The organism is Cobetia sp. AM6 (assembly GCF_009617955.1).
GTDB classification, from domain to species: domain Bacteria; phylum Pseudomonadota; class Gammaproteobacteria; order Pseudomonadales; family Halomonadaceae; genus Cobetia; species Cobetia amphilecti.
Genome location: NZ_AP021868.1, coordinates 1,863,396 through 1,884,734 on the forward strand (window position 1 = coordinate 1,863,396; position 21,339 = coordinate 1,884,734).

At 61.8% G+C, this 21,339-nt stretch carries 16 protein-coding genes; 9 read left to right on the top strand and 7 right to left on the bottom strand.

The features are described 5' to 3' along the window. The 4 genes from CLAM6_RS07970 to gloB all read right to left on the bottom strand — a co-directional run bounded on the left by CLAM6_RS07970 (window position 1) and on the right by gloB (window position 6,082). On the bottom strand, window positions 1-1,089 hold the full coding sequence (locus CLAM6_RS07970) for a microcin C ABC transporter permease YejB (protein WP_153635680.1): 1,089 nt from the start codon (window positions 1,087-1,089) through the stop codon (window positions 1-3). Between the two features lie 185 nt (window positions 1,090-1,274). After that, window positions 1,275-3,275, bottom strand: coding sequence for an extracellular solute-binding protein (locus CLAM6_RS07975; RefSeq protein WP_242007783.1), 2,001 nt, complete (start codon window positions 3,273-3,275; stop codon window positions 1,275-1,277). A 401-nt stretch (window positions 3,276-3,676) separates the two neighbouring features. Then, window positions 3,677-5,083 carry a LysM peptidoglycan-binding domain-containing protein gene (locus CLAM6_RS07980; RefSeq protein ID WP_242007784.1) on the bottom strand — a complete coding sequence of 469 codons (1,407 nt, stop codon included), beginning with the start codon at window positions 5,081-5,083 and terminating at the stop codon, window positions 3,677-3,679. 210 nt (window positions 5,084-5,293) lie between these two features. Beyond that, entirely contained in the window at window positions 5,294-6,082 is a 789-nt protein-coding gene (gene gloB / locus CLAM6_RS07985; protein WP_107334887.1) for a hydroxyacylglutathione hydrolase, read from the bottom strand. A 775-nt stretch (window positions 6,083-6,857) separates the two neighbouring features. Between gloB and CLAM6_RS07990 the strand changes: the two genes are divergently transcribed. From CLAM6_RS07990 to nudC, 4 genes are all read left to right on the top strand, one after another. Continuing rightward, a complete protein-coding gene (locus tag CLAM6_RS07990) occupies window positions 6,858-7,724 on the top strand; it encodes a class I SAM-dependent methyltransferase (protein ID WP_172978657.1) in 867 nt (288 codons plus the stop codon). A 351-nt stretch (window positions 7,725-8,075) separates the two neighbouring features. After that, on the top strand, window positions 8,076-8,510 hold the full coding sequence (rnhA, locus tag CLAM6_RS07995; protein ID WP_054556047.1) for a ribonuclease HI: 435 nt from the start codon (window positions 8,076-8,078) through the stop codon (window positions 8,508-8,510). A 149-nt stretch (window positions 8,511-8,659) separates the two neighbouring features. Next, on the top strand, window positions 8,660-9,481 hold the full coding sequence (gene dnaQ / locus CLAM6_RS08000; RefSeq protein ID WP_153635682.1) for a DNA polymerase III subunit epsilon: 822 nt from the start codon (window positions 8,660-8,662) through the stop codon (window positions 9,479-9,481). After that, window positions 9,481-10,254 (top strand): NAD(+) diphosphatase, encoded by a 774-nt coding sequence (nudC, locus tag CLAM6_RS08005; protein WP_107334885.1) that lies wholly within the window; start codon window positions 9,481-9,483, stop codon window positions 10,252-10,254. The genes dnaQ and nudC overlap by 1 nt, the downstream gene beginning before the upstream one ends. Window positions 10,255-10,378: 124 nt before the next feature. Here the strand turns inward: nudC and CLAM6_RS08010 are convergent, their stop codons facing one another. Beyond that, entirely contained in the window at window positions 10,379-10,696 is a 318-nt protein-coding gene (locus CLAM6_RS08010; RefSeq protein WP_043332726.1) for an SCP2 sterol-binding domain-containing protein, read from the bottom strand. A 572-nt stretch (window positions 10,697-11,268) separates the two neighbouring features. Between CLAM6_RS08010 and sohB the strand changes: the two genes are divergently transcribed. Beyond that, a complete protein-coding gene (gene sohB, locus CLAM6_RS08015; protein WP_153635683.1) occupies window positions 11,269-12,372 on the top strand; it encodes a protease SohB in 1,104 nt (367 codons plus the stop codon). 167 nt (window positions 12,373-12,539) lie between these two features. Here sohB and CLAM6_RS08020 read toward each other — a convergent pair whose 3' ends face one another. Then, the gene (locus tag CLAM6_RS08020; protein ID WP_054556050.1) at window positions 12,540-12,854 is read right to left on the bottom strand and encodes an ArsR/SmtB family transcription factor; all 315 of its coding nucleotides are present in this window, start codon (window positions 12,852-12,854) and stop codon (window positions 12,540-12,542) included. Between the two features lie 567 nt (window positions 12,855-13,421). Here CLAM6_RS08020 and CLAM6_RS08025 point away from each other — a divergent pair. Then, the gene (locus CLAM6_RS08025; RefSeq protein ID WP_153635684.1) at window positions 13,422-15,392 is read left to right on the top strand and encodes an AMP-binding protein; all 1,971 of its coding nucleotides are present in this window, start codon (window positions 13,422-13,424) and stop codon (window positions 15,390-15,392) included. A 115-nt stretch (window positions 15,393-15,507) separates the two neighbouring features. Here CLAM6_RS08025 and CLAM6_RS08030 read toward each other — a convergent pair whose 3' ends face one another. Further along, window positions 15,508-17,109 carry a Na+/H+ antiporter NhaC family protein gene (locus CLAM6_RS08030; RefSeq protein WP_153635685.1) on the bottom strand — a complete coding sequence of 534 codons (1,602 nt, stop codon included), beginning with the start codon at window positions 17,107-17,109 and terminating at the stop codon, window positions 15,508-15,510. Between the two features lie 507 nt (window positions 17,110-17,616). Here CLAM6_RS08030 and CLAM6_RS08035 point away from each other — a divergent pair. The 3 genes from CLAM6_RS08035 to CLAM6_RS08045 all read left to right on the top strand — a co-directional run bounded on the left by CLAM6_RS08035 (window position 17,617) and on the right by CLAM6_RS08045 (window position 21,279). After that, entirely contained in the window at window positions 17,617-19,068 is a 1,452-nt protein-coding gene (locus tag CLAM6_RS08035; RefSeq protein WP_043332717.1) for an alanine/glycine:cation symporter family protein, read from the top strand. A gap of 365 nt (window positions 19,069-19,433) precedes the next feature. Further along, on the top strand, window positions 19,434-20,099 hold the full coding sequence (locus CLAM6_RS08040; RefSeq protein ID WP_043332715.1) for a 7-cyano-7-deazaguanine/7-aminomethyl-7-deazaguanine transporter: 666 nt from the start codon (window positions 19,434-19,436) through the stop codon (window positions 20,097-20,099). A 103-nt stretch (window positions 20,100-20,202) separates the two neighbouring features. Continuing rightward, window positions 20,203-21,279, top strand: coding sequence for a ParA family protein (locus CLAM6_RS08045; RefSeq protein WP_153635686.1), 1,077 nt, complete (start codon window positions 20,203-20,205; stop codon window positions 21,277-21,279). Window positions 21,280-21,339: the final 60 nt, after the last annotated feature.

Here is a 21,339-nt window from a genome sequence, read left to right on the forward strand (position 1 = left end):
TCAGGCCTCCCGTGTCGCGAAGTCGATGCGCGGGTCGATCCACACATACATCAGATCAGAGACCAGCTTCAGGATCAGACCGATCAGGGTATAGAGATACAGGGTGCCGAAGATCAGCGGGTAATCGCGCTGCAGGACAGCCTCGAAGCCGAGCAGTCCCAGGCCGTCGAGGGAGAAGATCACCTCGATCAGCAGCGAGCCGGTGAAGAAGATGCCTACCAGCGCCGCGGGCAGCCCGGCGATGATGATCAGCATGGCGTTGCGGAAGACATGCCCGTAGAGGATGCGGTTCTCGCTGGCCCCCTTGGCGCGTGCCGTCAGGACGTATTGCTTGTGGATCTCGTCCAGGAAGCTGTTCTTGGTCAGCATCGTCAGGGTCGCGAAGCTGCCGATGGCGGAGGCCAGCACGGGCAGGGCGATGTGATGGAAGTAATCCAGAATCTTGCCGGCGGTGGACAGCTCCTCGAAGTCCGGCGAGGTCAGCCCCCTGAGCGGGAACCAGTCCAGATAGCTGCCGCCGGCGAACACCACGATCAACAGGATCGCGAACAGGAAGCCCGGAATGGCGTAGCCGACGATGACGACGCCGGAGGTCCAGATGTCGAAGCGCGAGCCATGCACCAGTGCCTTGCGGATACCCAGCGGGATCGAGACCAGATAGACCAGCAGCGTGGTCCATAGCCCCAGCGAGATGGAGACCGGCAGGCGCTCCAGCATCAGGTCGATCACCGGGCGATCACGGAAGAAGCTGTCGCCGAAATCGAACTGCGCGTAGTCGACGACCATGTCGGTGAAGCGTTCCCAGACCGGCTTGTCGAAGCCGAGCTGCTGCTCCAGCTCCTCGATCAAGGCCGGGTCGACCCCTGAGGCGCCGCGATAGGTCGAGGAGCCACCGCCACCGCTGGTGACACCATCACCGCCGCCACTGTTGAGGCGGGTGCTGGCACCGGCACTCATGCCGTCCAGACGTGACATCAGTTGTTCGATCGGGCCACCGGGGGCGGCCTGAACGATCAGAAAATTCAGCAACAGGATTCCGAGCAGCGTCGGAATCATCAACAGAATCCGGCGCAGAATATAGGCACCCAATGGCAATCTCCCTGCGTGCCCCTCATCGCCGGCATCTGATGTGCGGTGCAAGGGACATCGGTTATTGGTGTCGTGGACGCATCAGCAAGGCGTCAGTCCCGCCAGGCGTCTATGCCTGGCATATGCGCCGAGCGTGTTCTTCAGGCTTGCTGAGCAGGCATGTTCACCCGGCTTATTCACCTGGTTCATTCTCCCGGTTCGAGTGATGCATCCTTGTCGGGCTCGATCCACCAGCTGTCCAGGCTTAGCTGGTATTCCGGGAAGGGCTGCGGATAGCCGAACTTGTTCCAGAGCGCGATACGCGTCGCCGCCAGGTGCCACTGGGGCACGACATGGAAGCCCCAACGCAGTACGCGGTCGAGTGCCCGTGTCGCGCTGAGCAGGTCTTCGCGGGTCTGCGCCTGAATCAGGGCATCGGTGAGCGCGTCCACCACTGGGCTTTTCAGCCCGATCAGATTGCGTGAGCCGGCCACGTCGGCATAGTCGCTGGTCCAGTATTCACGCTGCTCGCTGCCGGGGCTGTTGGATTGCGGATAACTGCCGACCACCACGTCGAAGTCGAAGCTGCGACGGCGGTTGATGTACTGATTGACGTCGACGGTGCGAATCCGCGCCTTGATGCCGATGCGCGCCAGATTGCGAATCCACGGCTGGATGATGCGCTCGAACTGGGTGTCGTAGTTGAGCACCTCAAGCGTCAGCGGCTTGCCGCTGCTGCGGCTGACCAGCTGGCCCTTGACCACTTCATAACCCGCTTCGCGCAGCAGCCCCAACGCCTTGCGCAGGCGAGGGCGCAATTCCTGTGGCTCATCGATCGGCAGGGGCTTGTCGAAGACCGCGCTGGGCAGCTCATCCTTGAAGGGCTCAAGCAGCGCGAGTTCCTTGCCGGTGGGCATGCCATCCGCGGCCATGTCCGAATTCTCGAAATAGCTGTGGGTCTGCTGGTAGGCACCGTAGAAGAGGTTGCGGTTGATCCAGTCGAAGTCGAAGACCAGCGCCAGTGCCTCACGGACTCTCGGGTCCTGGAAGCGCTCACGGCGCTCGTTGAGCACGAAGCCCTGCATGCCCGCCGGGTTGCTGTCCGGGACTTCCAGCTTCTTCAGGCGCCCCTCGTGCAGCGCGGGAGTGTCGTAGGCGGTCGCCCAGTTCTTGGCGCTGCTTTCGACGTGCAGATCGATGCTGCCGGCCTTGAAGGCTTCCAGCGACACGGTCTGGTCCCGGTAGTAGTCGTAGACCAGCGTCTGGATGTTGTGGCGGCCCTTGTTGACCGGCAGGTCCTTGCCCCAGTAGTTGTCGACACGCTCATAGCGAACCTGGCGGCCGGCATCCAGAGATGCCATGCGATAGGGTCCGGAACCCAGCGGGAGTTCCAGGGTGGCGCGCGTGAAGTCGCGGCTCTTCCAGTAGTGCTCCGGCAATACCGGCAGCTGGCCGATGATCAGCGGCAATTCGCGCGCGGCGCCTGGCGCCATCTCGAAGCGCACGGTGTCGGCATCGATCACGCTGACGCCGGTGACATCGTGGTAGTAGCTCTTGAAGAACGGCAGGCCCTCATCCTTGAGCAGGCGGTAGGTGAAGACGACATCTTCGGCAGTCACCGCCACGCCATCATGGAAACGCGCCCGAGGGTCGATATCGAATTCGATGGCGCTGCGGTCCTCGGCCAGGCGGACGCCGCTGGCCAGCAATCCATATTCGGTGAAGGGCTCATCAGCGGAGGGGATCATCAGGGTGTCGTAGATCAGTCCCCCGAAGTAGTTGAGTCCCGCCACCGAATTGCCCTTGAGGATGAAGGGATTGGTGGAGTCGAAGCTGCCGATGGCGGCGCGCGTCATGCGCCCGCCGACCGGCGCTTCTGGATTGACGTAAGGAAAGTGCGTGAAGCCGGGCTTGTGGGCGGGCTCGCCGTAGATGGCCAGGCCATGCACGGTCGGGACGTCCAGCGGTGTCTGCACGTTCGAGGTGGGGATACTGGTTGCCTGCGCGCTGGTTGCCTGCGTGCCTGACGCCGTCTCGGCGCTGGGGCGTGAATCGGCCGATTGCTCGCTATTCGCATTGGGCCCGGCTGCATTGGGCTCAGCCGCGTTGGCCGTGGCAGTGAACGAGCCGCTCACCATCAGCGCCCCCAGGCATAGCGCACGTAGCGCAGCCCAGCGACGTTGGGTGAGTGAAGAAACACGCTGCATCGAAGACTTCCTTGACTGAATGACCCGGGCCTCGCGGCCGTGATGAAATGACCGGCATCTGGGCAGCGGCTGGTTTGCGCCTGACTCGCCATCAACTCTGCTTGCTTGGGTCTCCTCAGCGGTTGTCGACAAGTGTGACGACACCGCTGTCGACACACTATCGTGAGCTGCCGTGAGCTGAAGAAGAACCGCAGGAGAACTGCGGAAGCGGTGCAGCAGGTGCACGCCACGCGCCGGGCTGCGGCCGGTCTCCTTGCATCGACCCCGCCAAGAGTAACGAAGTTCCCTGTCAGCGGCCATGCTGCGGCGTTTGAATCGCAAACGCCCCCACCATCGCAGATGGCAGGGGCGTTGAGGAATCGCCTATCAAGCGTCGTGCAACGACGCGTGAATCGACTGACTCAGTTGGCGCTGTAAAGGGTCAGCATCTGGCCGGGGCGCAGGTAGTCCGCAGATGACAGCTTGTTCCAGCGCGCGAGCTGGCGAGTGCTGACATTGTGACGGGCGGCGATCAAGGACAGGGAATCGCCACTCTTCACGCGCACCTTCTTCTCGCCGTTGGCCGAGGCCAGCTGGGTGGCCACCGAGGCGCCGCGGTCCGGCACCATCAGTGCCTGGCCGATGCGGATGGTGTTGCCCGAGAGGCGGTTCTTCTGCTTCAGCTCGGACAGCGTCAGGCCACTGCGGCGCGCGATGACGGACAGGGTGTCGCCGCGCTTGACGCGATAGCTGGCCCAGCTCTGGCGCGCTTTTTCAGGCAGCGTGGCCAGCTGGCTGAGGAAGGTATCGCGGGCGGTGGCGGGAATCACCAGCGAGCTGTCACCCGGCGTGGTGGCCCAGCGCTTGTAAGCCGGGTTCAGAGCGCGCAGCTCATCTTCACTGATACCGGCCAGCTTGGCGGCGGTGGACAGGTCCAGTTGTCCGCCCGTCTCGACGGCCGCGATTTCCGGCCTGTCGTCAATCTTCGGCAGCGAGAGCCCATATTCCTCAGGGTCGCGAATCACCGCGGCCAGTGCCAGAAGCTTCGGCACGTATTCCATGGTCTCGTTGGGCAGCTTGATGTTCCAGTAATCCTCATCGCCACCGGCGCGGCGGCGTGCACGATTCACGGTGCCGGCACCGGCATTGTAGGCGGCCAGCGCCAGCTCCCAGTCGCCGTCATACCAGCGCTCGCCCTGGGTCTCCAGGTAATCCAGCGCGGCATCCGTGGACAGCAACACGTCCTTGCGACCGTCATACCAGCGGTTGCGTGTCAGCCCCATGGCGTCACCGGTGCGCGGCATGAACTGCCACATGCCGGTCGCACCGCCCGGATGCGCGGCATCCGGATCGTAGGCGCTCTCGATGAAGGGCAGCAGTGCCAGCTCTGCCGGCAGGCCGCGTGCTTCGGTGCGCAGTGTCACGTAGCGAATCCAGGGGCGGGCCTGTTCCGCGATACGCTCCACGTGGTGGGGGTGCTCCTGATACCAGCTGATCCATTTGCGCACGCGTGGGCGACCGGTGTCCTGCTGCAGCTGATAGCCGGCGCGCAGTCGCTCCCAGACGTCGTCGTAGTGCGCGGGAATGGCGTCGACGGCCTCCATGAAGTTCAGCGGGGCGCGCTGATATTCACTGGTGGGCGAGACCCCGGACACCATCGCTGAATTGGCGCTGGCGGTCAGCGGCATCAGGCACAGGGTGGCGCCCAGAGAGGCGAGGCGAATCAGGTGACGCAGTCGAGCCGGACGGAAGGGGGCCTGGGTCGGAGTGACACGACACGGCGTGTCGGCGGCCATCTGGCCGTCGGTACGGAGGTCTTGCTGATGCATTGACGAAATACTCTCTGGCGAGCCGCGGCTGGATGGGTCAGCAGCGGCTCGGCTGGCCGGTCATGCCGGCACGAATCAGTGACTGCGGGGGCCGATCGAGATCAGGAATGTTCTCGACCCGCTGTCACGCGAAATGCCATTCACGCCGCGCTCCAACCGCTCACCTGGGGGGGGCGTCGGAACGGGGGCAATGGCACGCGGGCAGCAGGGCTAGAAGTTGTCCTTCCACTGACGCAGTGCCGTGAAGGCCGCCAGTGGAGAATCTTCCTGACCCGAGGGTGCCGAGAGGCGTCCTTCCTGTTCGAGGTGGCGTTGCAGCGCCACCTCATCACTGCGCAGGAACGGATTGATCTGCTTTTCTCGACCGATGAGGGTGGGCAGCGTGGGGCGGCCCAGTGAACGCAGCTGTTCACATTCTGCGTTGAGGGTGTCTCGCGCCGGGTTGTTCGGCTCGGCGGCACTGGCGAAGGCCAGATTGGCCAGCGTGTATTCGTGTGCCGGGAAGACGAGTGTCTCTTCCGGCAGGGCGGCCAGGCGTGACAAGGAGTGATGCATCTGCTCCGGCGTGCCCTCAAACAGGCGACCGCAACCGCCACTGAACAGGGTGTCGCCGCAGAACAGCAGTCCCGGCATGCCGGAGCTGACAAAGGCGATGTGATCCAGCGTATGGCCCGGCACTTCCATCACCTCGAAGAGGCGGCCCTGCAGGCGGAAGCTGTCGCCATCGCCGACACGCTCGTCGATACCGTGGATGGCCGGATTGTGCGGGCCAACCACGCGAGGCTGATAGCGTTCGATCAGCTCCGGCAGGCCGCCGGTGTGATCCTGGTGGTGATGGGTGATGAGGATGGTGTCGAGGGTCAGGCCTCTGGACTCTAGGGCCTCCATCACCGGGCGTGCATCACCGGGGTCGACGACCGCCACGCGGGGGTTGTCGTCGCTCTGTATCAACCAGATGTAGTTGTCCTGAAAGGCCGCTATGGGCGTTACGCTCATCATGGTGGTCAGGTGCTCTTGATGTCTTGCAGTCGTCGATCGAAGCAATGACAGGCCAGTGACGCGAAAGGGGCTCCATACGTCCTCGCCGAGGAATCGGCCAGGCTGAAGCAGATGAACATGGCATGTCATCGTCGCCTGCAATGCTGATGGGCAGGCGGTTCCATCGACTCCTTACTGAGAGTTAGTTGTCGAAAGCAGCATAAAGTCATGCTCAGAGACGGCTCAGGACGGTCGTGCTCCTGGCCGCTCCCCTGGCCGCATATGTGGGCGGGAGGGGCATTCCGTATGCTCTATGATCGACAACGCATATTTATGGGTCATTCGCAGGATGTTGGGCAACACCTTGCTTCACTCTATCCTGAGTGTCGGGCCGGGCGTGTCGAGACGCTCGGTGCCCGCAGTCCTGTTCAAGACTCGCTTGTCGGCATTTCGTTCCCGGTCAGACTCGCCGTGTGCGATCAGGCGCCGGGTGGCTGATGCCCAGTCCTGCAAGAAGTGTCTTTCAGGAAAAGCCCAACAAGAAGAGTCCAGCAGGAAAAGTCACGACTGGCCGCCGGTGCCAAAGTCCATGAGCGCCATCAATCGCAAGGCCAATAGCCAGTACGATGATGCCCAGTGGATTGATTCGTGGCGGGAATCTGAATTTTCCGGATAACAAGCCTGACGAGCCAGCAGGTAAGTGTCAAACCTCTTATGGTGTGAGAATGTAGACAAGTGTCAAAGCCTGTCTATGCCGTGGGGAGTGTCTCCCCGCCTGAAGCCCGGGAGATGCAAGATGTGGAAAGGCCCCTTTGGTGTGAATGACTCCGGTGCGGACAAGGCCAGCGCGTCCCTGACCGCCGAGGAGCGCCAGCGCCAGCATGCGCGCCAATTGAGTGCCCATGTGCGCGCCATGCGTGCCTTTTTCGAGGGCCCGGATGGGCAGGACATCCTGACGGCGGAGCGCGAGATGCTGGCGCCGCTGTTCGAGCGTTGCTTCGGTTTTCACAGCCTGAACCTGGGGCCGGGCGGCAATGACCTCCTGTCACTCTCCGCCATCCGCCATGCCATCCAATGGAGCCCCGAGGCGGCGCTTGCCGAGTCGCCTTCCACCTTGATCTGCCCGCTGACGCAGCTGGCATTGCCGGACGAGAGCATGGATCTGGTGATGCTCCACCATCTGCTGGAGGTCGCGCCGGAGCCGCACCGTCTGCTACGCGAGGCGGCCCGCGTGCTGCGCTCCAGTGGCTGTCTGGTCATCGTCGCCTGGCAGCCGTTATCTGGCGAGGGGCTGCTGCGTCTGGACCCGCGGCGTCGCCACATCACTCCCTGGGAGGGAAGCTGGCGAACGCCGGCGGCTCTGCGCGATTGGCTGGCCTTCGTGGATTTCGAGATCGAGCGTATCGACTATGCCGGCTTCCACCTGCCGGGGCTACGCCTGCGACACGGTTGGCTTGAACGCATGGGGCGCCGCTACAACCTGCCGCTGGGCAGCCTGATGTTGATACGGGCGCGGCGCAATGTCGGGTACGTGCAACCCTTGAATGCCAAGCGACCGCGAGTCGCTATCCCCGGTGTCTCCATCGGCCAGGCCACGCGGGTGCATTCCCGGGAGGGGCATGTGAAGGGTGAGTCGCGCAGAGACCTGTCCGAGCGCGGCTAGCTCGAGGGCTCGCTGCAGGGCTCCCTTTTCTTCAAGGCTTCAGTCTGACGGAAGCTGTAAAAAAACACAGGGACTTTGGCCATGCTGGATGCGAGTGGGTAGAATGACGCTCATTGTGGCAAGGCCTGCTGTTGCCGCGGGGGCTCCCGGAGAGTGATTGTCAGGGAGCGGTTTCCAAGCCCCGCCTCTGAGAGCCAGGCTTGCCCCTGTCGTGACAGCCAGCGCCGTCGCACTTGCCCGTCTTCGTTTCCTTTGTCGAGAGTGCCGTTTGTGAGCCAGAGTGCATCCACGTCCGAACCCCAGAATCCCTCCGCTGCTGCGACGTCCGAATCCAAGGCGGCGCCGACTCGCGTGGTCATCCACACCGATGGTGCCTGTCGTGGCAACCCGGGGCCGGGTGGCTGGGGTGCGATTCTGGTCAGTGGCAAGCATCGCAAGGAACTCAATGGCAGCGAGGCCCAGACGACCAACAATCGGATGGAGATGATGGCGGCGGTCGAGGCGCTGACGGCGCTCACCAAGCGCTGTCAGGTGGTGCTGTGGACCGACTCCGAATACGTCAAGAACGGCATCACCAAGTGGGTGCACGGCTGGGTCAAGCGCGGTTGGAAGACGGCAGCCAAGCAGCCGGTCAAGAATGAAGATCTGTGGAAGGCACTGCTGGCCCAGAGTGAGCGTCATGATATCGAGTGGCGCTGGGTCAAGGGGCATAGCGGCGATGAGGGCAACGAGCGCGCCGATGCGCTGGCCAACGAGGCCATCGACGAGATGCAGCGCCGCCGCTGAGTGCCTCGGCTGGCAGGTACACCGAGCACGGTGGCCAGTCGTGTTTGAGCACGGACATGCAGGATCCGATATTGAGGCACCCTGATGCGCGGCCCGAAGCTTGAGGCGGATCGATCAGGGAGCTGTCACTGTTTACCAAGAGGTCTGAGATGCGTCAGATTATTCTCGATACCGAAACGACAGGTATCGATCCGAAGGAAGGCCATCGCCTGATCGAGATCGGCGCGGTGGAGATGATCAACCGCCGCCTGACCGGACGCACCTACCATCAGTACGTCAATCCTGAGCGCTTGATCGATGCAGAGGCGATCGGGGTACACGGCATCACCGATGAGCGAGTCGCCAACGAGCCGGTCTTCGCCGAGATTGCCGATGCCTTCTGGGACTTCATCAAGGGTGCCCAGCTGGTCATCCACAATGCGCCCTTCGATGTGGGCTTCATCGATCACGAATTCGGGCTGATCAATTCCGGGCGTGCCAACCCGTTGGGCCCGGTCGCCGATCACTGCGCCATTCTCGATACCCTGAAGCTGGCCCGAGAGAAGCACCCCGGACAGCGCAACAACCTGGATGCGCTGTGCAAGCGCTACGATATCGACAACGGGCATCGTGTGCTGCACGGCGCCTTGCTGGATGCCGAGATTCTCGGCGATGTCTATCTGGCGATGACCGGTGGCCAGACGGCGCTGGGCCTGGACGTGATAGAGGAAGGCGATGGCGAGGAGGGCGGTATCGTCGGGGTTCGTCGCCTGCGTGCCGATCGCCCACGTCTGGTCACGCCTGGGCTTTCCGCGCTGGAACTTGAGCGTCACTCGGCCTGGTGTGAAGAGATTCGCGGCAAGGCGGATGAGTGCCTGTTCGATCGCCTCTCGATCGATGCCTTGGGCAGTCTTGATAGTGCCAGTCTTGATGGCGCCACTCTTGAGGGTGCCAGTCTGGACAGCCGAGGCAACCGCGGAGACGACGCCTGATGTTGATTCGTGATCTCTCGCGTGTGACCCAGCGCCATGGTTATCTGATTCGCGTGGGGCGTGATGGCGTGGCACCTGCGCCGGATGGCGGCATCATCCAGCCCATCGCGGACTGGCCCAGCGGCGCCGTGGCCCTCGGGGAATGGCAGGGCGCGCCGATTGCGGTGTTCGGTGAGAATGGCAGTGCCGACTGGCCCGCCGCACGTCAGTGGCTGCATACGCTGCCACGTGATCAGTTTCCGCTGCTTTCCAGTGCGTTGCAGGTGCTCAAATGGCTGCGCGACCATCGATTCTGTGGCCGTTGTGGCAAGCGCATGAAGCGACTGGAGCATGAATTCGCCATGCACTGCACCGGTTGTCAGCATCGCAGCTACCCGCGTATCTCGCCGTGCATCATCACGCTGATCACCCGGGGCCGCGAGATGTTGCTGGCCCGCAGTCCGCGCTTCGGGCCGGGCATGTATTCGACCCTGGCGGGCTTCATCGAAGCCGGTGAAAGTGCCGAGGAAGCCGTGCGGCGTGAGGTGCACGAGGAAGTCGGTGTCGAGGTCGGGCGAGTCAGCTATTTCCAGAGCCAGTCGTGGCCGTTCCCGCACTCGTTCATGCTGGGCTACTACGCGGAATATGCCGGTGGCGACATCACCATCGATGGTGTCGAGATCGAGGATGCCCAGTGGTTCACGCCGGAAGACTTGCCGGGGCTGCCACCGAAGTTCTCGATCTCGCATGCCTTGATCGACAACTTCCTGCGCTCGGTCGCGACGGGCCGCTGATAGTGCGCGCCTCTCCCCAAAGAAAACGCCCCGACCATTGGTCGGGGCGTTTTCTTTGGCTGGTGCATAAAGCGAACCTTACCATCGGGCTTGTTCGCAACGATGCACCTGCTCAAGCAGACGCTTACTTGTTCGGGAACAGAGACGTCAGCTTGGTGGCCAGCATGATGTTGCCGGTGGCTTTCAGGCGGCCTGTCATGAAGGCCTGCATGCCGTCGACTTCGCCCTTCATCACGCCCTTGAGGGTATCGCTGTCGGTGCTCAGGGTCACGGACGGGTCATCGTGCTCACCTTCGCCGACGTCCAGAGTGCCGTCCTTGACGACCATGTAGTAGTCATCGCTGTCGGTGATGTTGAATTGAAAGACCTCATCCATGCCCTTGGCAGCTTCGGGGTTGAAACGGCTCTTGAGCATGTCGATGACGGCGTTGGCGTCGGCCATGGTGATATTCCTTGTCAGTGCTAGCGGTGGAGAAAGGCCAATGATCACGGGGAAAGATGACGTGCATGGCAAGGGGGAAGGTGTCGTTCATCACCTTGCTCACCATGAAGTGATCACGCTGCTGACCTTCAAGACTGACATCAGACTATTTCAAACGAGCGTTCCAATCAAGTCGTGTGATCGATCTGGCGTGTTCCGCGCTTCAGCGCCCAGCTCTGAACCTGTAGAAGTAACGTGCAGAGATAATGTGCAGAAGTAGCGTACAGAGACAACGTACGGATGGCATCCAGGCCACCTTGAGAGCCCGCGCAGGCGGTACGCCAGTCCCATGACAATACGAGTAGTATGAAATCTACCCAAGCGCTTGCCAGCCTTGCAGGCGGGCAAGCTTGCCCCCATATCGAGTACCATCCCGCACCGGCCCTTTAGCCGGTGATTTCGTTATGGGGTCCTGGTCGTGTGGCAGATGCCTTGACCTTCTGCCTGACAACCATGCACTCGAGAGCGAGCGTTCGCCGCTCACGTGCAGGCGAGAGATCAGACACCTTCTTCAATGTTTCAGGAGCAAGTGCATGCAATGGATTTCACAGTACGGCCTATTTCTGGCCCAGGCGATCACCGTAGTGGTCGCGATCGCGGCCATCGTGCTCATCATTGCACGTGCACGACAGGGGGAAGCGGGGGAGCGCCAGCCCAAGCTGAAGATTCGTCCCTGGCATGAGCGCATCAAGGGCTATCAACGCGAATTGAGCCACGCCGGCCTGGAAGAGGCCGAGTACGCCGCCAAGGAGAAGGCGCGGGCCAAGAAGCACAAGCAGGAAGCCAAGGCGCTTAAGAAATCGCTCAAGGCCAAGGCGAAAGCCAACAAGGGCGACAATGCGGACAAGGACGATGCGCCGGCCAGTACGCGTGGGCGTCGGGTCTTCGTGCTCGACTTCGTCGGCGACATCAAGGCCAGCGGTGTGGAAAGCCTGGCGGAGCAGATCACGGCACTGGAAGGCGTGCTGGGTCAGCAGGATGAGGTCGTGCTGCGACTGGAGTCCGGTGGTGGCCTGGTGCATGCCTATGGCCTGGCCGCGGCACAGCTGGACCGTCTGCGTGCCAGTGGCGCGCGCCTGACGATCACGGTCGACAAGGTCGCGGCCAGTGGCGGCTACATGATGGCCTGTGCGGCGGACCACGTGGTGGCAGCGCCCTTTGCGGTCATCGGCTCGATCGGTGTCGTGGCGCAGGTGCCCAATGTGCACCGTCTGCTCAAGAAGCATGATGTGGATGTCGAGATTCTGACGGCGGGGCGTTACAAGCGCACCTTGACCATGCTCGGCGAGAACAGTGAAGAAGGGCGTGAGAAGTTCCTGTCGGACCTGGCGCGCACCCATGAGCTGTTCAAGCAGCATGTCGGCAGCCGTCGCCCGCAATTGGACGTCGAGGCAGTGTCCCAGGGTGATATCTGGTATGGCAGTGAGGCCATCGATATCGGTCTGATCGACGAGGTCGGTACCAGTCAGGCGTTGCTGGCACGCTATCTGAAGGAAGAGGTCAAGATCTTCGAGGTGAGTCTCGAGAAGCCGCGCCGCGTGATGGACCGTTTCGGCAAGGGCGTGACTTCGAGTCTGGATCGTGTGCTGGATCGCGTGCTGGAGCGCAATGCGGAGTCGCGCTGGCATCAGCAATAAGCGACAGATTGCCGTCGCGGGCGAAGAGAAGAGGCTTGGAAGGCCATTCCGTGGCCTGCCCGATCTTGTTGGAGTCGGCGAGTGATACAGATGTCTAGCGGGTCACGATCAGCGTGACTCAGCGACATTCCCCTCAAAGGGCGTCAGTCACCGGCTGGCGCCCTTTTTCAGTTATAGAGGTCCTGCAGGGCACGAATGACACCTGCGGCATTGGGGCCTTGCAGCGAATAGTAGATGGTCTGCGAAGCGCGGCGCGTCCGCACCATGCCTTCACGACGCAGAATCGCCAGATGCTGCGACAGCGCGGACTGCGACAGTTCCAGGCGCGAGTTGAGCTCGCTCACCGACATTTCGCTGTCGCTGAGCAGGCACAGGATGCGCAGGCGGTTCTCGTTGCCCATCGCCTTGAGCAGGGCAGTGGCTTCTTCGATGACGCGGTCACCGGCCTGGTGCAGGGTGATGGCATCGCTGGACACTGGCATGGGGTTATTCCTTGCAGCTGTAGAAAGTGTTGCGTTCATGCGGTCTCTCCCGGTCGGTCTATCTTGGTGCATCCCGAGGGACGCAATGGGCCATTGGCATGTTGTTATGACCTAACCTTGTTTTAGTGAATGATCAATAACTCCGCGTGCTACGTCCAAGACAATCTTAAACGATAAATCATCGACTTTGTCGTTCTCAGGCTTTGACTTTTTGTCGCATCTGCTGTGAGACCGCGTTCAAGCGTATGTTTTATTGCGCGAATGACGCCTTTCATGCTGTCAGGTCGTCTGCGACCAAGGATTGAGTATAAGACCATCAGACGCTGAAAACGGTGAGCCGAGCACGTTTGAAGGGCGATTTTTGGCCTAAGGTTTCAACGTAACTATCGGTTCAGGTGTCTCTGTACTGCCTGTCCTTCCTCCATCGTCGTCTGTCGCATCGCCGTTGGCGAGCGACATCAATGACGACATGAAAAGAGGTCCGGTCAACGGGCCCCGGAGACAAGGCCTTGCGTCAGGGCAGGCAAGAGATGCCCACAAAGCCATTCGTGGATCACGAGGTACGCCATGCCCGACGCCAATCACTCCTGTGCACGCGAGCGTTATCTAGCTCTGACGGCGAGAGCCAACGAGACGCCAGAAGACTTCTGGGCTGAGCAGGCGCAACGCATCGCCTGGTTTCGCCCGCCGCAGACCATTCTGGCCTGGGATGAGCAACAGCATGCACGCTGGTTCATCGATGGCGAGATGAACATCTGCCATGCCGCGCTGGATCATCATGTCGCCAATGGGCGCGCGGATCAGGTCGCGTTGTACTGGGATTCGCCGGTCACCCAGAGCAAGCGGCAGTACACGTTTCGTGAGCTGCGTGATGAGGTGGCCCTGTTGGCGGGGGCATTGCGCAATCTCGGGGTGGAGAAGGGCGACCGTGTCGTGCTCTACATGCCGATGGTCGCCGAGGCCATGATGGCGATGCTGGCCTGTGCACGTCTCGGGGCGGTGCATTCAGTGGTCTTCGGCGGCTTTTCCCCCAAGGAGCTGGCGGTACGTATCGATGACGCCGCGCCCAAGGTGATCATGGCGGCGTCCTGCGGGGTGGAAGTCGATCGCATCATTCCCTACAAGCCCTGGCTGGATGAAGCCATCGAGCTTGCCGAGCATACCCCGCAAGCCTGTCTGATCCTGCAGCGTGAACAGCAGCGGGCGACACTCGGGCCGCGTGATCATGACTGGCATGAATGTCTGGCCAGCGCCCAGGCCACCGAAGCGGTCAGCATGCTGGGCAGCGAACCTCTCTATGTCCTCTATACCTCCGGCACCACCGGCAAGCCCAAGGGAGTGGTGCGTGATCACGCCGGTTACGCCGTGGCGCTGCATTATTCAATGGAGCTTCTCTATGCGACCCGCCCCGGGGATACCTTCATGGCGGCCTCGGACATCGGCTGGGTCGTCGGGCACTCCTATATCGTCTATGGCCCGCTGCTGATGGGGGCCAGTACCGTCATGTATGAGGGCAAGCCGGTCAAGACCCCGGATGCCGGAGCCTTCTGGCGCTTGATCGAGGAATACCGCATCAACTGCTTCTTCACTGCGCCGACGGCGTTTCGTGCCATGAAGAAGGAAGACCCGGAAGCCAGTCATATGGCCAATTACGACCTTTCCAGCCTGCGCAGTCTGTTCCTGGCCGGAGAGCGACTGGACCCGCCGACCTATCACTGGCTCGCCGATCTCCTGCCGGTGCCGGTCGTCGATCACTGGTGGCAGACCGAAACCGGCTGGCCCATCGCCGGCAACCTGCTGGGCCTCGACATGTTCACCGAAGGCAGCCGCGAGGTGAAGGCGCCGGCCGAGGCGCGTGCCGGTAGCGCCACCTGGCCGTTGCCGGGCTTCAATGTGCAGATTCTCGATGGCATGGGGGATGAGGTGCCCATGGGAGAGCAGGGCAATGTCGTGCTGCGTCAGCCGCTGCCGCCGGGCTGCCTGACCGGACTCTATCAGGACCCCGGACGCTTCCATGCTGCCTATCTTGCCGCCTACCCCGGCTATTACCTGTCCGGTGATGGCGGCTACTTCGATGAGCAGGGCTATCTGTTCGTGATGGGACGCATTGACGATGTCATCAACGTGGCGGGGCATCGCCTGTCGACGGGTGAAATGGAGCAGGTGCTCGGTGCACATGCCGCGATCGCGGAATGTGCGGTGATCGGCATCGAGGATTCGCTCAAGGGCGAGATGCCGTTGGGACTGGTGATTCTCAAGGATGGCTGGCAGGGGGATGAAGCCAGCCTGTGCGCCGAGCTTGCCCAGCGGATACGCCAGGAAATCGGGGCCTTTGCCTCGCTCAAGGAGGTGCTGATCGTCGAGCGTCTACCCAAGACGCGCTCAGGCAAGATACTACGCAAGATGATCCGTCAGATCGCCGCGGGCGAGCAATACCAGGTGCCCTCGACGATAGATAACCCCTCAAGCCTGGAAGATGTGCGTGAGGCGCTGAGCGAGGCGGGCGTCGGTCAGGCGAGTGAGGCACGTAGCGCGTGAGTCGAAGAAGTGATATCGCGGACGCATGACGCGGCCCGCGCTGCTCCAATAATGAAAAAGCCCCCGCCATGAGACATGGCGGGGGCTTTTTTTCAGCAAGGCAGCGATTATTGCATCAGGTGCGTGCCACGACCGGATTGGCCATCTCGCGGCGTGCAAGCCAGGCAATGCTGATGACCAGCAGACCCGCCAGGCTCAACCAGCCGAACAGGGTACTGTCGGTCAGGCCCATCACCAGGTAAGCGATCAGCGAGATAGCGGCACCCAGCAGGGCGTAGGGCAACTGGGTCATCACGTGATCGATGTGATGGCAGCTGGCCCCCGTCGAGGACAGGATGGTGGTGTCGGAAATCGGCGAGCAGTGATCCCCGAACACGGAGCCGGCCAGCACCGCGCCCATCATCGGCAACATCATGGCGAGCTCGGTGGCGGCCGCCATGTCACCGGCGATGGGCAGCATGATGCCGAAGGTGCCCCAGCTGGTGCCGGTGGCAAAGGCCATCAGGCCGGAGAGCACGAACAGCAGCATCGGCAGCCAGGTTGGAGACACGACGCCCTCGACCAGCGTGGCCAGGTACTGGCCGGTTCCCAGAGAGCCGATGATGCCGGTCAGCAACCAGGCGAAGACGAGGATATAGACGGCCGGCAGCATGGAGCTGGCGCCCTGGGCGATGGCGCTCAGGCTGCGACCAGCGCCCATGCGATGACGCAGCAGCATCACTACCGCGGCCAGCAGGCCGATGGCGCCGCCGATGATCAGCGACTTGGCGACATCCGTCAGCTCGAAGGCGCGAATCAGGCCGAAGGCCTCACCCTCGGCGGCCAGTGCGCTGGCGCCGGTCTGCACGATCATGAAGAAGGTCGCGATGACCAGCACGATGATCGGGATCAGCAGGTCCATGGGGCGGCCACGCTCGGATTCTTCCACGTGAGTGTTGCCCGGCGGATTGCCGCGCTTGGCATCGAAAAGCTCACCGTCGCGCGCCGCGATGGCATGACGGCGCATGGCACCGAAGTTGATGTCGAACCACGCCGAGGCGATCACCAGCACCAGCGCCGCAATCGCGTAGTAGTTGAGGGCGGACAGCTCGAGGAAGGCACCGAACGGACTCACATCCGTGATGTGGTGCGTCGCCAGGATTCCGGCGATCAGGCTGATGATGTAGGCACCCCAGCTCGAGATCGGCGTCAACACGCAGATGGGCGCGGCGGTGGAATCGATCAGATAGGCTAGGCGCGCGCGCGACAGCCCCTGACGATCGGTCAGCGGACGACAGATATTGCCCACTGCCAGACTATTGAAATAATCATCGATGAAGATGAATACCCCCAGCAGCACGGTCATCAGCTGCGAGCCACGGCGGGTAGTGACACGCGCCCGCGCCCAGTTGCCGAAGGCACGGGTGCCGCCTGCCAGCGTGATCACGCCGACCATGGCTCCCAGTGCCAGCAGGAACAGCAGGATATAGACGTTCCAGCTGTTGAGGCTGGCCTCGGCAAGCTGACCGCTGTCCGGCATCTCGATGAAGACGGCCACCAGCTGCTGCCAGAGATAGTGCAGCGTGACGAGCGGCGAGAAATCATTCAGCAGCAGGGCGCCTGACACGATACCCAGCCCGAGGGAGGGCATGACACGACGTGTCAGTATTGCGAGACCGATGGCTATGATCGGGGCGAGCAGCGAAAGCGGGGACGCCGCGTAGCTGGTCAGTTCCATGTATCACCTGTAATCAAAGGCAGGCGCCGGGACAAAGCGCGCTACCGGGTGCCGTTATGGCGGTTATGGTGCGTGGGTGTCAGGGAGTTGCACCGCCTGATCGCAGCGCACACTCGCGGGATCGCCGTTGCGCAACGGCAATCGATGAGTCGCGAGTCTGCGCCCGATAAGTCCTGGGCCGCCACTGGCAGGCGGCGACTTCCGGAAGGGGGCGCATTATGCCCGAGCCAAACAAGACGTGAAACATTACCGTGTTCATCTAAAGTCTAGGTGGCAGTGAAAAACACCGCCGTTGCGCTATTTTTCCCCTAGAATTCGGGCGTAGAAGTCCGCTTTACAGTGGGCTCTTCTTGCTTATCCCCGTGGGATATGAAGAATGGCGCTCACCAAAGCATGTCGAGCAGCCCGATCGTAGTGGTTGCTCGCTGTCAGTCGCAGGAAAGCCATGGGCTTTCCGTTGCCCTGGCAGCGTCGACAAGACCAAAAACCCGCCAAAGCGAGACCGACATGTCGGAAACAACGTCCATCATTCCAGCGCCGATTCTGGCGTTGATCGATGCAGGCAATGGCCTGCTGTGGGGCAGTGTATTGATTTACCTGCTCATTGGAGCGGGTCTCTTCTTCACGGTCATGACCAAGGGTATCCAGTTCCGTTATTTCGGACATATGTGGAAGCTGCTGGCCACGTCTCGTCAGGGCAGCGAAGGCGGCATCTCTTCCTTCCAGGCACTGGCGACCTCTCTGGCGGCGCGCGTCGGTACCGGTAACCTTGCCGGTGTTGCCGTGGCGATTTCCCTGGGGGGCCCGGGCGCCATCTTCTGGATGTGGATGACGGCGCTGGTCGGCATGTCCACCAGCTTCATCGAGTCCACCCTGGCGCAGGCCTACAAGGTCTCCCACGATGACAACACCTTCCGTGGTGGCCCGGCCTATTACATCGAGAAGGGCCTCGGTCAGCGCTGGATGGCGATCCTGTTCTCCGTGTGTCTGATCATCGCCTTCGGTCTGGCCTTCAACTCAGTGCAGTCCAACTCCATCGCACTGGCCATGGAGCAGGCCTTCAGCGTGCCGCCGTGGATCATGGGGGTGGTGCTGGTCGTGGTCATGGTGCCGATCATCTTCGGTGGCATGAAGCGCATCACGCGTACCGCCGAGCTGATCGTGCCGCTCATGGCGCTGCTCTATCTGCTGCTGGCCATCTTCGTCGTGGCCATCAACATCACCGAGCTGCCGGCGGCGCTGGGCACCATCTTCCGCAGTGCCTTCGGTCTTGAGCAGGCCGCAGGTGGCGCGCTGGGTTACACCATTGCCCAAGCGATGATGAACGGCATCAAGCGGGGGCTGTTCTCCAACGAAGCGGGTATGGGTTCCGCCCCGAACGCCGCCGCGATGGCGACCACCAAGCACCCGGCGTCCCAGGGCTTCGTCCAGATGCTGGGCGTGTTCATCGACACCTTGGTCATCTGCACCGCGACCGCGGCCATCATCATCATGAGCGGCACCCTGGGCAACGATGGCGGCAATGACGGCATCCAGATCACCCAGGCAGCGCTGTCCTCACAGGTCGGTAGCTGGGGTGGCGGCTTCGTGGCCATCGCCATTCTGCTGTTCGCCTTCACCTCACTGGTGGCGAACTACTCCTATGGCGAGTCCAACATCGAGTACATCGCCGGCAAGAAGAACGCCAAGGCCGTCATCATGGTCTACCGCTTCGCCGTGCTCGGCATGGTCATGCTCGGTGCTGTCGCCAGCCTGAAGAACATCTGGAACTTCGCTGATCTGTCGATGGGCGCGATGGCCTTGATCAACCTGATCGCCATCCTGCTGCTGTCGCCGTTGGCCTTCCGTATCTTCAAGGATTACGACCGTCAGCATAAGGCCGGCAAGGAGCCGACCTTTGATCCGGAGCAGTTCCCGGAGCTCAAGGGCAAGGTCGATGCCAGCATCTGGAAGAAGTGACTCTGACACTCGCTTTCATTGCATGGATTTCATTGCATCGCTGTCTTTGCAACGTAAGGGGCGCCGGGGGAGACTGACGGCCTGACCATCTGGCCAGATTTTCCCCGCAGGTACCTGTCAATGGCCGCGCATCGTGATACGATGCGCGGCCATTTTGCGTTCTGGCGATGTGCAAGCCTCGCGGCGGTTGTCAGTGAAGCATGTCGGCTGACGCATGCCTGCAGCGCTCAATCGCTGCGACAAGGCGTCAAGGCCGATGTCAGGCCATGGCAGCTGATGTCAGCATCAACGACGCAAACCTCAACACGCTCGTGACAGGGTTCCCTCACCCCTGGACGACGGCTTTGATCCAAAAAGGACCTGCAATGCTACTCCTCTCGTCTGCCCAGACGCAGCGCGCACTCGTCGCCCTGGCCCTGTTTCACATCCTCATCATCACCGCCAGCAATTACCTGGTGCAGTTGCCGATGACCCTGTTCGGCTTCCATACCACCTGGGGCGCCTTCAGTTTCCCGTTCATCTTCCTGGCAACGGATCTGACGGTGCGTCTGTTCGGCAAGCATCAGGCGCGGCGCATCATTGCGCTGGTCATGCTGCCGGCGCTGTTGGTCAGCTACATGGTGTCGGTGATGTTTCAGGCGGGCAGCTTTGCCGGGGTAGAGGCACTGGCTGACTTCAACCTGTTCGTGGCCCGTATCGCGCTGGCAAGCTTCATTGCCTACGTGATCGGTCAGTTGCTCGACATTCAGGTGTTCGATCGTCTGCGTCGCAATGCCCACTGGTGGATCGCGCCGTTGGCGTCGACATTGTTCGGCAATCTCGCTGACACCTTTGCCTTCTTCTCGGTGGCGTTCCGCAATGGGCCCGATGCTTTCATGGCGGCTCACTGGATCGAGATCGCCTGGGTGGATTACGCGATCAAGCTGGCCATCTCGATATTGCTGTTCCTGCCGATGTACGGATTGTTGCTCAATCGCCTCACGAACCAGTTGCTCAAGCGCGGCCTGGTCGATGAGCGAGAGCCTGTCTGACATAAAACTGTCATATCATTTTCTCCCGTTTCGCCGTTGTCAGTCAGGGACATGGCGCCGGATTGTGCTAACGTTGCACAAACTGGAATGACGGGAGGGAGCCATGAAAATCGCTGCGGTGTACAGCATCAAAGGGGGCGTGGGCAAGACTGCTTCTGCCATCAATCTGGCGCATTGTGCCGCCAACAGTGGCCTGCGTGTGTTGCTGTGGGATCTTGATCCGCAGGCCGCTGCGACCTTCTACGTGCGTACCAAGCCCAAGCTCAAGGGCGGGGTCGAGAAGCTGATCAGCGGCAAGCAGGACATGTCCCGCGTGATCCGTTCCACGGATTATCAGAACCTGGATGTCCTGCCGGCGGAATTCTCCTACCGCAATCTCGACCACATACTCGAGGAAGAGAAGCGCACCCGACTGCGCAAGGTCCTCAAGCCGGTACGCGATGACTACGACCTCGTCATCCTCGATTGTCCGCCGAGCATTTCCAGTCTTTCCGAGCAGGTCTTCGCCTCTGCCGATACCCTGCTGGTGCCGATCATTCCCACGGTTCTGTCGCTGCGTACCCTGGAGCAATTGAACGCCTATCTGGCCGAGATCGATCTCGATGTGCCCGTCTGGCCGTTCTTCACTCTGGTGGATCGCCGCAAGACATTGCACAAGGATGTGATGGAATCGCTCAAGCAGGATTATCCGTTGCAGCTCAGTGGCTTTATCCCGTATTCCAGCGTGGTCGAGCGCATGGGAATCGAGCGCAAGCCCATCGGGACTTTCTCGCGCAACAGCTCACCGGCGGTCAGCTATCGCAGCCTGTGGCAGGAAATCGGCCAACGGCTGAGCCTGCTCAAGGAGCCGACGGTGGCGCCAGCCGCTGCCAAGACTGCTGAGGCTGGATCAACCGCCACCGCGCCTCAAGGTGCTGCCACCGGCAAGGCCAGCGCCAAAGGGGAAGCGGCCAGCAAGTCCGCCGCCAAGCCAGCCAGCAAGGAAGCATCAAGCAAACCAGCGGCCAAGCCTGCCGGCAAGGCAGCTTCTAGCAAGAAAGCGCCCAGCACTGACAAGAAGCCGGCGAGCAAGGATTCTGCCAGCAAAGACGCCAGCAAAGACGCCAGCAAAGACAGCAGCAAGGCGACCAGCAAGTCGGCCGCCAAGGGCAAGAAGAAGGGCGGTAACCTGGGCGATTGATGCCGAGTGTCAGCCAGCCAGAAACACAGAGCCCCGCCAATTGGCGGGGCTCTTGCGTAT

Excerpts from the sequence above, each read along its gene's own strand:
- CLAM6_RS07975 (WP_242007783.1), bottom strand. The coding sequence starts at position 3,275 with ATGCAGCGTGTTTCTTCACTCACCCAACGTCGCTGGGCTGCGCTACGT.
- CLAM6_RS07980 (WP_242007784.1), bottom strand. The coding sequence starts at position 5,083 with ATGCATCAGCAAGACCTCCGTACCGACGGCCAGATGGCCGCCGACACG.
- gloB (WP_107334887.1), bottom strand. The coding sequence starts at position 6,082 with ATGATGAGCGTAACGCCCATAGCGGCCTTTCAGGACAACTACATCTGG.
- CLAM6_RS07990 (WP_172978657.1), top strand. The coding sequence starts at position 6,858 with ATGTGGAAAGGCCCCTTTGGTGTGAATGACTCCGGTGCGGACAAGGCC.
- dnaQ (WP_153635682.1), top strand. The coding sequence starts at position 8,660 with ATGCGTCAGATTATTCTCGATACCGAAACGACAGGTATCGATCCGAAG.
- nudC (WP_107334885.1), top strand. The coding sequence starts at position 9,481 with ATGTTGATTCGTGATCTCTCGCGTGTGACCCAGCGCCATGGTTATCTG.
- CLAM6_RS08010 (WP_043332726.1), bottom strand. The coding sequence starts at position 10,696 with ATGGCCGACGCCAACGCCGTCATCGACATGCTCAAGAGCCGTTTCAAC.
- sohB (WP_153635683.1), top strand. The coding sequence starts at position 11,269 with ATGCAATGGATTTCACAGTACGGCCTATTTCTGGCCCAGGCGATCACC.
- CLAM6_RS08020 (WP_054556050.1), bottom strand. The coding sequence starts at position 12,854 with ATGCCAGTGTCCAGCGATGCCATCACCCTGCACCAGGCCGGTGACCGC.
- CLAM6_RS08025 (WP_153635684.1), top strand. The coding sequence starts at position 13,422 with ATGCCCGACGCCAATCACTCCTGTGCACGCGAGCGTTATCTAGCTCTG.
- CLAM6_RS08030 (WP_153635685.1), bottom strand. The coding sequence starts at position 17,109 with ATGGAACTGACCAGCTACGCGGCGTCCCCGCTTTCGCTGCTCGCCCCG.
- CLAM6_RS08035 (WP_043332717.1), top strand. The coding sequence starts at position 17,617 with ATGTCGGAAACAACGTCCATCATTCCAGCGCCGATTCTGGCGTTGATC.
- CLAM6_RS08040 (WP_043332715.1), top strand. The coding sequence starts at position 19,434 with ATGCTACTCCTCTCGTCTGCCCAGACGCAGCGCGCACTCGTCGCCCTG.
- CLAM6_RS08045 (WP_153635686.1), top strand. The coding sequence starts at position 20,203 with ATGAAAATCGCTGCGGTGTACAGCATCAAAGGGGGCGTGGGCAAGACT.